A 12,935-nucleotide genomic window follows, 5' to 3' on the forward strand; every position below is an offset into this window, starting at 1 on the left:
GGCCGCGAAGATGCAGCCTTGGGCGGGGGGATCATCATCATCCCCCCATGAATCGGTGGATGGAGAGGGCGGGGAGACGTGTTTCTCGATTACGCGGAGATCCAGATCAAGGCGGGCGACGGCGGGCCGGGGGCATCCTCGTTCCGCCGCGAGTCGTTCGCACCCATGGGCGGCCCCGATGGCGGCGACGGCGGGCGCGGCGGCGACGTGGTGCTGCGCGCCGACGGGCAGATGTCGACCCTGCTCGACTACCGCTACCGCCAGCAGTACGCGGCGCCGAACGGGAAGAAGGGCGAGGGCTCCAACTCCACCGGCCGCAGCGGCGACGACCTCGTCCTCCGCGTGCCGCCGGGTACGCTGGTGCGCGACGTGGAGTCGGGCGAGATCATCGGCGAGCTGCTGGAGGACGGGCAGGAGCTGGTCGCCGCGCGGGGTGGGCGGGGGGGATGGGGGAACGCGCGCTTCGCCACGTCGACGAATCAGGCGCCGCGCCGCGCCGACCCCGGCCTGCCCGGCGAGGAGCGGCGGATCGCGCTGGAGCTGAAGCTGATCGCCGACGTGGGGCTGGTGGGCGAGCCGAACGCGGGGAAGTCGACCTTCCTCTCCGCCGTCTCCGCGGCGACGCCGAAGGTGGCCGACTATCCCTTCACCACGCTGACGCCGAACCTGGGCGTGGTGCAGCTCTCCGGGCACCGCACCTTCGTCGTCGCCGACATCCCCGGGATCATCGAGGGCGCGCACGAGGGGAAGGGGCTAGGGCACCAGTTCCTGCGCCACATCGAGCGCACCCGCACGCTGGCGCTGATGATCCCCGCCGACGCACTGGAGCCGCAGCAGGAGTACCAGCGGCTGATGGACGAGCTCCACGCGTACTCCGGGGAGCTCGCCGCCAAGCCGCAGGTCGTCGTCTTCACCAAGGCCGACCTGCTGCCGCCGGAGTGGCCCGCGCCGCACGTGGACGCGCCGGGCGCGTGGGGGCAGTTCGTGATCTCGTCCGTCGCCCGGCAGGGGCTGGAGCCGCTGCTGGAGGGCCTGTGGCAGCACGCGGCGAAGGCGGTGGAGGAGGAGCGGGCGCACGAGGACGAGCCCGAGCCTTGGCGGCCCTGACCATGCCGCTCTCCGCGTCCGCGCTGGAGCCCATCCTGCGCCTGGCCATCGTCGACGGCATCGGCCCGGCGCGGCTGTCGGTGCTCCTGGCGCGCTTCGGCTCGGCCGAGCGCGTGCTGGCGGCGCGCGAGGACGAGCTGGGCGCCGTCCCCGGATTCGGCCGCGAGTTCGTCAAGCGCCTGCGCGCCGCCGCGACCGACGAGGGTCTCCGCCGCACGCGCGCGGCGATGCAGCGGCTGCGCGACGTGGGCGCCGTCGCCATCACCCCGGCCGACGCGGCGTATCCGGAGGCGTTCCGCACCCTTCCCGATCCCCCGTACCTGCTGTTCGCGATCGGCGACCTGGCGCTGCTGGAGGCGCCGGCGATCGGCGTGGTCGGCACGCGCTCGCCCACGGACTACGGGCGGCACACGGCGATCGCGCTCTCGGCGGACCTGGCGCGCGCGGGGCTGGCCATCGTCAGCGGGATGGCGCGGGGGATCGACAGCGCGGCGCACGCGGCGGCGCTGGACGCGGGCGGGACGACCATCGGCGTGCTGGGGCACGGCATCGACCGCGTGTATCCGCCGGAGAACGAGCGGCTGTTTGGCCGGGTGCGCGAGCGCGGGCTGCTGATCACCGAGCTGGCGCCGGGCGAGGAGCCGAACGCGGGGAACTTCCCCCGCCGCAACCGGCTGATCGCGGCGCTGAGCCTGGGCGTGCTGGTGGTGGAGATGGGGTCGAAGAGCGGCGCGCAGCACACGGTGTCGTACGCGCTGGAGCAGGGGAAGGACGTGTTCGCCGTCCCCGGCCAGATCGGCAGCCCGCAGAGCGCGGGGACGAACCAGCTGCTGAAGGAAGGCGCGCGGGTGGTCACCTCCGCGGCCGACATCCTCGAGGAGCTGCGCGGCGTGGGCCATGCGCTGGACGGCGCGCCGGGGCCCGCGTCGCCCGCGAACCCTGACGTGCCGCCGCCCCCGCCCGCAGACCTGGCGCCGGACGAGGCGAAGGTGTACGCCGCCCTCACCGGCGACGGCCGCCACGTGGACGACATCGCCGCGGACGCGGGGCTGGCGCCGAGCAACGTCCTCGCGGCGCTGCTGGGGCTGGAGCTGCGCGGCGCCGCCGAGTCGCTGCCGGGAAAGCAGTTCAGGCGGAAGTGAGAGATTCTCCGGCTGAAGTGAGGGAGGGCGAATAAATTCGCAGCAACAACCACACGAAGTCCCCCTGCGGGGACTACCGGCTTTGGCTCGGATCATGATTCGGGGCACGCGACGGGCTCTCGATCACACCAACCGAAGCTTGTCGCGCGCACCGATGCCGCGGCAGCACCGTCGGTCGTAGTCCGCGAAGGCGGACTTCGTGTAGTTGTTGCAGCGAATTCATTCGCCCCCAACAACACCGGCGAGATGCTGGAAGCACAGAACCGCATGGCGGGATCATCTACCGTGAATGCCGGGATGGATCGCGCGGCGGAGTGGCTGGCGGGGGCGGAGCGCGTGCTCGTCTCGACCGGCGCGGGGATGTCGCGCGAGAGCGGGATCCCCACCTTCCGCGACGCGATGGAAGGGCTGTGGGCGCAGTACGATCCGCAGGAGCTGGCCACGGAGCGCGGCTTCCGGAAGAACCCGCGGCGGGTGTGGAGCTGGTACGCGTGGCGGCGCCGGAAGATCGCGGAGGCGGTGCCGCATCCCGGCTACCACGCGCTGGTGGAGATGGAATCCATCGTCCCGTCGCTGACGATCGTCACGCAGAACGTCGACGGGCTGCACGCGCGGGCCGGCTCGCGCGATGTGATCGAGCTGCACGGCAACATCCATCGCGTGAAGTGCCTGGACCGGCATCACCCGTTCGACGGCGAGCCGCCCGACGACGGCGCGGAGGAGAGCGATCCGCCGCCCTGCCCGGTCTGCGGATCGCCGCTGCGGCCCGACGTGGTGTGGTTCGGCGAGATGCTGCCCGAGGCGGCGACGGAGCGCGCGTGGCGCCTCGCCGGCGAATGCGACGCGCTGCTGCTGGTGGGTACGTCGGGGACGGTGTGGCCCGCGGCGGAGCTGCCGCACGTGGCGCGGCGGGCCGGCGCGCGGGTGATCGAGGTCAATCCGCAGCCGAGCGAGCTGACGGAGGTGGCCAGCGTCTATTTGCAGGGCGCGGCCGGCGAGGTGCTGCCGCGCCTGGCGGCGGCCATGGCGGAATGGAAACGGGGCGGAGGATGAGCGGAATCGACCACCTGATTGACAATAACCGGGCGTGGGCGCGGCGGACGGCCGAGCGCGACCCCGAGTTCTTTCCCACGCTGGCGCGGCAGCAGTCGCCCGAGTACCTGTGGATCGGCTGCTCGGACAGCCGCGTGCCGGCCAACGAGATCGTGGGGCTGCTGCCGGGCGAGCTGTTCGTGCACCGCAACGTGGCCAACGTGGTGGTGCACACCGACCTCAACTGCCTGTCGGTGATGCAGTTCGCCGTGGACGTGCTGAAGGTGAAGCACATCCTGGTGGTGGGCCACTACGGGTGCGGCGGCGTGCAGGCGGCGCTCGAGGACCGGCGCTTCGGGCTGATCGACAACTGGCTGCGGCACGTGCAGGACGTGGCGCACGCGCACCGTGCCGAGCTCGATGCCATCCCCGACGCGGCCGAGCGGCTGGCGCGGCTGTGCGAGCTGAACGTGGTGGAGCAGGTGCAGAGCGTCTGCCGGACCACGATCGTGCAGGACGCGTGGGAGCGCGGGCAGGACCTGACCGTGCACGGCTGGATCTACGGCATCGCCGACGGCATGGTGCGCGACCTGGGTGTGTCGCGCAACGCGTGAGTCATCGGCTGGGGACGACGCCGCGGCCGCTCGCAGGCCGCGGCGGCGCTTTTCGTTGCGATTGTAATCTTCTTCGGCCTGCAAGCTCTTGCGCAGATGCTGATTACGGTCTGGCCGGCCCTCAGGATGACGTCAGCGCGGGATGTGACGTATGATCCGCATCGCCGCGCGCGTGCACCCCGCGCCGCCAGGTCGGCCAGCGTGATGGCGCCGAGCCACTCGAGCAGCAGCGCCTCGGCGTCGCGGAGGAACCCGTCCAGCACGCCCGACACGGCCGCCTCGATCCGGCACTCCGAGCGGCCGCCCGCGAAGTCGACCGCGAACAGCAGCCGCTCGCCGAGCGCGGCACATACCTCGCCGAGCGTCACCTCCGCGGGGTCGCGGGCCAGCGTCCAGCCGCCGCCGTGGCCGGCCGCCGAGGCCACCAGCCCGACCTGCCGCAGCCCCGCGAGCGTGCGCCGGATCACGACGGGGTTGGTGTGGATGCAGGCGGCCAGCTGCTCCGACGTCATCGGCGCCGGACGCTCGGCCAGGTGCGCCAGCACGCGCAGCGCGACCCCGCTGTTCGTCGGCCACGGTTGACGCCCGCCGTCGCGCGCCGCACACTCTCCACGATCCCGATCCCCATCTCCCGCTGATCAGATCCAGCGATGACGCGCTCGCACCGACTCCTCACCATCGCCGCTGCGGCGACGGCGCTCGCCACATCCTCGGTCGCCGCGCAGCAGGAACGTGCGGGCGCGCAGCCGGCGGACGAGCGCTATCCCACGCGCTGGTCGCCGCGGACGGCGAGCGCGCCGGCGGTGCGCGACGCGCTGGCGTGGATCGAGGCGAACTTCCCGGCGCAGGTGCAGGAGTGGGTGCGCATCACGCAGATCCCCGCGCAGTCCACGCACGAGCAGCAGCGCGCCGCCTACGTGGCCGAACAGATGCGCGCCGAAGGGATGGAGGTGTCGATCGACTCCATCGGCAACGTCACCGGCCGGCGGCGCGGCGAGGGCGGTGGCCCGACGATCGTCTTCGCGCCGCACATGGACACGGTGCACCCGATGGACACCGACGTGGCCGTGCGCGTGGACGGCGGCATCCTGCGCGCGCCCGGCGTGTTCGACAACTCCGCGTCGGTGGCCGACATGCTGGCGGTGGTGCGCGCGCTGAACCGCGCGCGCGTGCGCACCCGCGGCGACCTGGTGGTGGTGGCCACGGTGCAGGAGGAGTTGGGACTGAGGGGGATGGACTGGTGGCTCGCGCACAACCCGCGGCCCGACATGGTCGTCGCGGTCGACGGCGGGCTGGGGCCGGTGAGCTACGGCGCGCTGGGGATCTACTGGACCCGCTACCGCTTCACCGGCGAGGGGAGCCACACCAACTCGTCCACCGGCAAGCCGCACCCCGCGCACGCGCTGGCCGATGCGATCCGGTCCATCTACGAGCTGCGTATCCCCGAGGGCCGCGGCGGCGCCGTGTACAACGTGGGGATGGTGGGCGGAGGCCAGGTGTTCAACGCCATCCCGCAGGACGTCTGGTTCACCGTGGACCTGCGCTCGGTGAACCCCGCGCTCCTCGACTCGCTCGACGCGGAGATCAACGCGCGGGTGCAGCGCGCCGCCGAGGCGAACCGCGTGCAGTGGTCGAAGGAGCAGGTGCAGCACCAGCGCGCCGCGGGAACGGAGGAGATGCTGCGCGACCGACGCGCCCATCCGCTGGTGCAGACCGCGCTGGACGTGCACCGCTTCCTGGGCATCCCCACGCGCGCGGAGGCCAGCGGGTCGACGGACTCGAACATGGCGGTAACGCGCGGCATCCCCTCCATCTCCGTGGGCCGCGCGCGCGGCGGCGACCAGCACACGCTCGGCGAGTGGGCCGAGCGCGACACCGCCCTTCCCGCCACGAAGATGCTCCTGCTGCTGGCGGTGAGTCTGGCGGGGTTGAGGTAAGGAGTTGCGGGACCGGGGCTTCGGTCGGGTATTGCCGGGCGAATGAATTCACGGCAACAACAGCACAAAGTCGCTGCGCGACTGCGGTCGCGACATCTGTTCACGAGGGAACCCCAGTCGCCGCCGCAGGTGTAGTTGCAGTTCTCCCCTCCCCTGCGCAGCGGGGGAGGGGGGAGGGGGCTGCCCATGGCGGGCAGGAACTCTCCTTGGCGAGCCGTCGTCCGTCCCCAGGCTGAGGTCTCCCCCTCCCCCAGTCGGTTTTGGGGGAGGGGGCTGGGGGGAGAGGGCCTCCGCGGCGGCGGCCGCGCCGACCGTCGTGCACACGTCCGGGATGCCGTCCCGCACGGTCCGGCGCCGCACCCGCTCCCTTAAGCTCATCTCGCGTATGGCCCGCGTCCGCCCCTGATCTCCATGCCGCGAACGGCCGCAGGGGCGGGTCAAAGTGTCGGCTCGGGTACTTGCATGGTTTTGCGCGGCGGGGTTATCATCGCAGACCGCCGTGCTTTTTCGGACACGCCGGACCCCACGCGCCGCGCTGGATTCGCGGCCGGCGCGGGGCTCGCCGTCTCCACCATGCACGGCCCGGCTGAAGCGTAATCGGCGGCGGCGGAGCGGCAGTGCCCGCTCCTCTTCCCGCCGATTCCCGCAGATCCACCCGCTCACGAGAGCCGCCGCACCCATGATGGAATCCTGGCAGGATGGCCGGTCCGAGCCCGGCGAGTGGCTGGGCACGCGCTTCGTCTGCCGCGTGTCCGGCGCGCCCGCCGACTACGTGGACGACCTGCGCGCCGCGCGCACCCTGGACCTCCTCGGCCGGCTGCACGAGGTCGACGCGCGCCTCCACGACGAGCGCGAATCGCTCTCCGCGCTCCTCTTCCGCGCCATCGGCGCCGCCACGGAAAAGCCCGTCCGCAACCGCCTGATCACCCTCAAGCGCGAGCTCTACAACCTCCGCCCGCTCGCCGCGGCGAAGATCGACGACGCGGTGGCCGCGCTCGACGCCGCCGACGCGGGGCAGGTGCGCGCGTTCGCCGCGCTGCTGGAGGAGCGCGGGCGCGTCGAGGGCGAGCTGAAGCAGGCGTACGGCAGCGAGACGCCCGAGCTGCGCCGCCGCTTCCGCGCGCTGCTGGACGATGTCGACTTCCGCAAGGGGCTGATGATCTCCTCCCGCTCGCTCTACGGCTCCCTCGACCGCTGGGGCCAGGCCGCGGCGACGGGCGGGGCGGAGCTGGGGGGGAAAGAGGAGAAGACGGAGCGCGGGCTGCTGCGCTACTACACGCGCATGGCCATGAAGGCCACGCCCTTCGCCACCTTCTGCGCCATCATCCCCGGCGCCTTCGTCGACGAGGACGCGTTCGAGGGCGAGGGCGAGTTCCGCTTCGACCGCAGTCCGCGCGAGAAGCGCTCGTTCGTCCGCATCAACAAGTTCATCTACGGCCTGCTCTTCGATCACCTCAAGACCAGGCCGGTCTTCCGCCGCGCGCTCCACGTCGAGCTGAACCCCACCCTGCGCGAGGAGAACGGGCGGCTGGTGTTCCTCACCGCCATCGAGGCGCGCGAGGTGTTCCAGCGGCTGGCCAACAACGAGGTGCTGGAGCTGATCACCGGCTCGTACCACGGGCTGGGCAAGCCCACGCTGGGCGAGCTGATCGCCGCGCTCTCGTCCGATCCGCAGATCGAGGCCACGCCCGAGGAGGCCGAGGCCTATCTCGACAAGCTGATCGAGATCGGCTTCCTGCGCTTCCACACCGGCATCCGCGAGCAGGACGCGGACTGGGACCTCCCCTTCCGCGAGCTGCTCGACGCGATCGACGACGAGCACGCCACGATCTCGTCCGAGCTCCTCGCCCGCCTCCGCGAGGTGGTCGAGCGCTACACCGACGCCGACGTCGACGAGCGCGCGCGGATGATCGAGGAGATGCACGCGCTGCTGAACGACGCCATCGAGAAGATGGAGGTGCAGCAGCGCCTGCGCCGCGACATGCCGTTCTACGAAGACGCCACCTCGCCCGCCCGCGCCGAGGTGCCGCTGACGCCCGCCGTCCGCCGCACCTTCGACACCTGGGCCGAGTGGGTGCGCCTGACCAGCCGCGTCAGCTGGCCGCGCGGCGAGCAGGCCACCATGCGGCACTTCTTCGACACCTTCTATCCCGAGGGCCGCCGCAGCGTCCCCCTCCTGGTGTTCTACGAGGACTTCTACCGCGAGCACTTCAAGTCGCACGTGGAGAAGGAGGCCAAGATCCGCGGCGGCGTGCAGGACGAGGAGCTGAAGGGGTACAACGTGGGCAACCCCTTCGACCTGGACTTCGTCACCCGCCTGGGCGCCGCCCGCGACCGGCTGGGCGAGGTCATCCGCGAGAAGTGGCAGGCCGCGCCCGAGGCCGAGGAGCTCGTCTTCACCGCCGAGGAGGTGGAGGAGGCGCTGTCGGGGGTGGAGAACACCTCCACCGTCTGCCGCTCGATGGGCGCGTTCGCCTGCCTGGTTCCCGGCGAGGCGCCGAAGCTGGTGCTGCAGGGGGGCAGCTACACGGCGGGGTTCGGGAAGTACTTCTCCCGCTTCCTGTACATGCTCCCCGACGACGTGCAGGAGCAGGTGCGGCGCGAGAACGAGAGCCTGACCGACGAGTACCTGGCGGAGATCTGCGGCGACGCGCAGTTCAACGCCAACCTCCATCCGCCGCTGCTGCGCTGGGAGATCAGCTATCCCACCGGCGAGAGCGGCGCGGCCGAGGAGCAGCTGAAGAGCAGCGAGATCATGGTCGAGACGGACCCGGAGGACGCGACCACGCTCCGCCTCGTCCACGGGCCCACGGGACGCCGCGTGATCCCCGTGGACCTCGGCTTCCTGAACCCGCGGATGCGGCCGCCGCTCTACCAGCTGATCTCGCGCTTCACCCCGCCGGCCATGTTCGGCCCGCCGATCCCCGAGTCGCCCGAGCGCCGTCCCCCGCCCAAGCCGAAGGAGGAGGGCGACGCCGTCCCCGCGGCTCAGGGAGATGCGGCTGCCGCGGAGGGAGATCCCGTCGCGGTCGCCGAGGCGCCGGCGCAGGAGGAGCAGGCGCACCCCGCCGAGGGCGCGCCCGGCGCGCAGGCCGTCGCCGTCCCCGCCGCGGATGGCGATGCGGCCGCGGAGGCGCAGCCCGCGGGTGACGCGAAGCCAGTGGGCGAGGCGACGTCCGCCGAGACGCCGCCGCCGCCCGCGCCGAAGATCCAGGTGCGGCCGCGCATCGTCTACGGCGACTCGCTGGTCCTCGCCCGCCGCCGCTGGTCGGTGCCGGGGGCGCTCTTCCCGCAGCGCGAGCCGCACGAGAGCGCCGCCGACTTCTTCCTGCGCGCCAACCGCTGGCGCCTCGAGGCGGGGATCCCCGAGACGGTGTACGTGCGCATCAACCCGCTCCCCGAGCCGCAGCCGCAGAAGCCCGGGCAGCCGGCCGACGCCGCCGCGCAGGCCGAGGCCGAGGAGCAGCAGGCGCAGGCCGCCGCCGCCGCGGGCGAGGTCCCCGGCTACGAGGCCGCCGAGCACGCCGCGGAAGAGGAGCACGAGGCCGAGGCGCCCGAAGCGGCGGCCGAGGGCGAGGCTGCGGCTGCGGAGGGCGAGGACGCCGCGGAGGGGGAGAAGAAGCCCGCCAAGCCGCGCACCGCCGGCTCGCGCGACCTGCACAAGCCGCAGTTCATGGACTTCGGCAACCCGCTCCTGGTCGGTCTCCTCGGGAAGATGGCGGCCAACCTCAAGGCCTACAGCGCCGTCTTCGAGGAGCGCCTTCCCGCGCGCGAGGCGCTGCCGCGGCACGACGGCGACCGCTACGCCACCGAGGTGGTCGTGCAGCTCTACTATCCGTCGGGCACCCTGACCGACGACGCGAACGCCCGCACCGCCGAGGAGGACCATGCTGCCGCCGTGGCCTGAGGACAGCCGCTGGCTGGCGGTGCACCTCTTCTTCAACCACCCGCCGGGGATCTACACGGTGGAGTGCGACCGCATCGTGCTGGACGTGACGGAGCCGTTCGTCCGCCGCTTCCAGCGCGAGGGGTGGGGCGACGGGTACTTCTTCATCCGCTACAGCGAGCACGGCCCGCACGTCCGCCTCCGCCTCCACGGGCGCGAGGACGTCCTCGAGGGCACCGTCTGGCCCGCGCTGCAGGAGCACGTGCGGTCGATGTATCCGGACGTCTCCTTCGAGAAGCCCGACATCCCCGCCTACGGCACGCCCCTGGAGGTGCCCGAGGGCGAGCCGCTGAAGGTGACGCACGCCGCGCGTATCGAGTACGAGCCCGAGACCGAGCGCTACGGCGGCCCCGAGGGGGTGCGCCTGGCGGAGCGCTTCTTCGAGATCAGCAGCGAGGCCGCGTTCGCGCTGGTCGCCCGCACCGGCGCCGAGCGCTCGTCGCGCCTGGGAAAGGGGCTGCTGACGATGGTGGAGATGGCGCACGTGCTCACCCGCGGCAGCCGCGAGGTGGCGGTGCGCTGGATGGACCAGTACAACACCGGCTACCTCCGCGGCGTGGCCCGCGACGAGGAGGGGCGGCAGGCGTGGCTGGGCGCCTTCGACAGCGGCTACGACGCGCAGGCCGAAACGCTGGGCGAGTACGTGGAGGAGGTGTGGAGCCGGATGAACGAGGGCGAGGCGCTCTCCGACGCGCTCGACCTCTACCGCGACGGGCTGATCGAGGTGCGCGGCCTGTTCGACGAGCTGTTCGAGCAGCGCAAGCTGGGGCGCACCCCCGAGCCGTACACCGAGCGGGAGATGGCGGTCACCTCCATCTGCTCGTCGTACCTGCACATGATGAACAACCGCCTGGGGATCACCATCCAGGAAGAGAGCTACCTGGCGTACCTGATCAAGCGCACCCTCGAGCGCGAGGCGCCGCCGCGCGAGGCCGAAGACGAGGCCGCCGAGCCCGCCGCGGCCGAGGGCTGACCCCACGATGAACGCCCGGCCCGCCGCGGAGGCGGGCCGCACACCCGCAGAGCGAGACGACACGATGGAGCATTCCCCCCACGTTCCCGCGGCCGAGCCCGGCACGCAGGCGTTCTTCCTGGAGGTGGCCGAGCGCATCGGCCGGCGCGTGGCCGCCGCCGCCGAGTGGCAGGGCGACGGCCGCTGCACGTGGACGATCATGGCGCCCGACCGCGACCGCCCCGAGCTGCGCACCGCCAAGCCGTCCACCGCCAGCGGCACCCTGTACGAGGGGACGAGCGGGATCGCGCTCTTCCTGGCCGAGCTGTGGAACGCCACCGGGCGGAGCGACGACGCGCTGGCCCGCGCCGCCGAGGGCGCCATCCTCTTCGCCATGGACGAGGCGAAGGAGCTTCCCGAGCCCTCGTTCGGCTTCCACGGCGGGCGCGTGGGGATCGCCTACGCCGCCGCGGCGGTGGGGCGCACGCTGGGCCGGCCGGAGCTGCTGCGGATGGCCGACGAGGTGCTGCGCCCCGCCGCCGGGCAGGAGCGGCAGGACCGCGGGCTCGACGTGATCGGCGGCGGCGGCGGCGCGGTGCAGGCGCTGGTGTGCCTGGCGCAGTGGCTGGACGACGCCGAGCTGCCGATGGCGATGGCCCGGGCGCTGGGCGAGCACCTGGTGGCCGCGGCCGAGCACGAGCCGGGCGGGTGGTGCTGGGGGACCATGCGCGGCTCGTCGCTGCGCCACCTCTGCGGCTACGCGCACGGCTCCGCCGGCGTGGGCCACGCGCTCCTCGAGCTGTACCTGGCGACGGGCGACAGCCGCTACCGCTACGCGATGGAGCAGGCGTTCCTGTACGAGAACCAGTTCTTCAACCCCGAGAGCTCGAACTGGCCGGACCTGCGCCACAACGAGCTGGGCGAGTACCTGTACGCCAACCGCCAGGAAGAGCTGAAGCAGCGGCTGCTGGGCGGCGACCCCCTGCCGCCGCAGGACTTCCGCTACATGGCCGCGTGGTGCCACGGCGGGCCGGGGATCGGGCTCAGCCGCCTGCGCGCCTGGCAGACGCTGGGCGAGCCGCGCTGGCTGGAAGACGCGAAGGCGGCCATTGTCGCGACCGACGCCTCGCTGGCGGACCCGCGGATGAACTACTCGCTCTGCCACGGCCGCGGCGGCAACGCCGAGACCATGATCGTGGGCGCGGAGGTCCTGGACGACGCGTCGCTCCTCGACCGCCCCAGGCAGGCGGCGATGGAGGGGTGGGAAGCGTACGAGTCGCAGGGGATCCCCTGGCCGTGCGGGACGATGCAGGGTGCCAGCGACCCCGGGCTGCTGCTGGGCGAGGCGGGGATCGGCTACTGGTTCCTCCGCTTGGCGCGGCCGGAGACGCCGTCGGTGCTCGTCGTCACCCCGCCGGACGAGACGCGCGTGGCCGACGACGGCGGCGCCGGCTACCGCGAGCTGCGCGACGAGACGGTGCGCGAGCACTTCGGCCGCTCGCTGGCGCTGTTCGAAGGGTTGGGCGAGGGCGGCGCGGCCGAGCTGGCGCCGGTGCGCGCGCCCGGCCAGCCGCCGCGCTCCGACGTGGACGCCGCGTTCGAGGCGATCTCCGCGCGCGTGCAGGCGCAGGGCGACCCCGCGCGCCGCGAGCTGCTGGAAGACGCGTTCCGGCTGGACCGCGAGCGCTACGACCTGTCGCGCGCGATGACCGACTTCACCGAGGAGTTCCTGGAGAACCTGGTGCGCACGCCCGAGGACGAGGTGCGCTGGCCGGAGGCGCGCTTCGGCCTGAGCCCGCGCGCGCGGGTGGTGCACGGCCAGTGGGACTGGGACGAGTGGCTCGAGGCGGAGCCCGACGAGCGCGGCGAGCCGGAGGAGGCGGATGTCTTCTACCTGCTGCAGGCCACGGGCGCGCGGGTGAACGTGCGCCGGCTGAGCCCCTTCGCCGCGCTGGTGCTGCAGGCGGTGGAGACGCCCGCCACGGTCGACGAGGTGGTCGACCGCGTGCAGGAGTCCATCTCCACCGACGGCGAGGGGCCGAGCCGCGAGTGGCTGGAAGACCGCGTGACCGAGCAGCTGCGCCAGGCCTACCGCGCCGCCTTCGTGGGCGCCGAGAACGGCGTCACCGCCGGCGCGGCTTGACCCGGGACTCTTTGCAGCAGACGGGAAAGATAGCGATTCCGGCCGCACCCGGCGTCCGGCTG

The 12,935-nt window shown here is 72.7% G+C and carries 8 protein-coding genes and 1 pseudogene; 8 read left to right on the forward strand and 1 reads right to left on the reverse strand.

The window, feature by feature from the left end:
- Window positions 1-78: 78 nt before the first annotated feature.
- From obgE to can, 4 genes and pseudogenes are all read left to right on the forward strand, one after another.
- Window positions 79-1,107, forward strand: coding sequence for a GTPase ObgE (obgE, locus tag VF092_16575; protein HEX6748916.1), 1,029 nt, complete (start codon window positions 79-81; stop codon window positions 1,105-1,107).
- Complete coding sequence (gene dprA / locus VF092_16580) at window positions 1,095-2,249, forward strand: DNA-processing protein DprA (GenBank protein HEX6748917.1); 1,155 nt, start codon at window positions 1,095-1,097, stop codon at window positions 2,247-2,249. Before obgE ends, dprA begins: the two co-directional genes overlap by 13 nt.
- A 246-nt stretch (window positions 2,250-2,495) precedes the next feature.
- Entirely contained in the window at window positions 2,496-3,302 is an 807-nt protein-coding gene (locus VF092_16585) for an NAD-dependent deacylase (GenBank protein ID HEX6748918.1), read from the forward strand.
- Window positions 3,299-3,880 (forward strand): annotated as a pseudogene (can, locus tag VF092_16590) (carbonate dehydratase). The gene VF092_16585 and the pseudogene can overlap by 4 nt, the downstream one beginning before the upstream one ends.
- Here can and VF092_16595 read toward each other — a convergent pair.
- Window positions 3,841-4,446, reverse strand: a complete 606-nt coding sequence (locus tag VF092_16595; GenBank protein ID HEX6748919.1) for an Rrf2 family transcriptional regulator — start codon at window positions 4,444-4,446, stop codon at window positions 3,841-3,843. The pseudogene can and the gene VF092_16595 sit on opposite strands and share 40 nt — an antisense overlap.
- A 99-nt stretch (window positions 4,447-4,545) precedes the next feature.
- Between VF092_16595 and VF092_16600 the strand changes: the two genes are divergently transcribed.
- The 4 genes from VF092_16600 (at window position 4,546) to VF092_16615 (ending at window position 12,873) form a co-directional block, all read left to right on the forward strand.
- The gene (locus VF092_16600) at window positions 4,546-5,832 is read left to right on the forward strand and encodes a M20/M25/M40 family metallo-hydrolase (GenBank protein HEX6748920.1); all 1,287 of its coding nucleotides are present in this window, start codon (window positions 4,546-4,548) and stop codon (window positions 5,830-5,832) included.
- 679 nt (window positions 5,833-6,511) lie between these two features.
- A complete protein-coding gene (locus VF092_16605; GenBank protein ID HEX6748921.1) occupies window positions 6,512-9,739 on the forward strand; it encodes a lantibiotic dehydratase in 3,228 nt (1,075 codons plus the stop codon).
- Window positions 9,720-10,751, forward strand: coding sequence for a thiopeptide-type bacteriocin biosynthesis protein (locus VF092_16610; protein HEX6748922.1), 1,032 nt, complete (start codon window positions 9,720-9,722; stop codon window positions 10,749-10,751). The genes VF092_16605 and VF092_16610 overlap by 20 nt, the downstream gene beginning before the upstream one ends.
- A gap of 64 nt (window positions 10,752-10,815) precedes the next feature.
- On the forward strand, window positions 10,816-12,873 hold the full coding sequence (locus VF092_16615; GenBank protein HEX6748923.1) for a lanthionine synthetase LanC family protein: 2,058 nt from the start codon (window positions 10,816-10,818) through the stop codon (window positions 12,871-12,873).
- Window positions 12,874-12,935 lie beyond the last annotated feature (62 nt).

Origin of the sequence: Longimicrobium sp. (genome assembly GCA_036377595.1) — a bacterium.
Classification (GTDB): Bacteria; Gemmatimonadota; Gemmatimonadetes; order Longimicrobiales; family Longimicrobiaceae; genus Longimicrobium.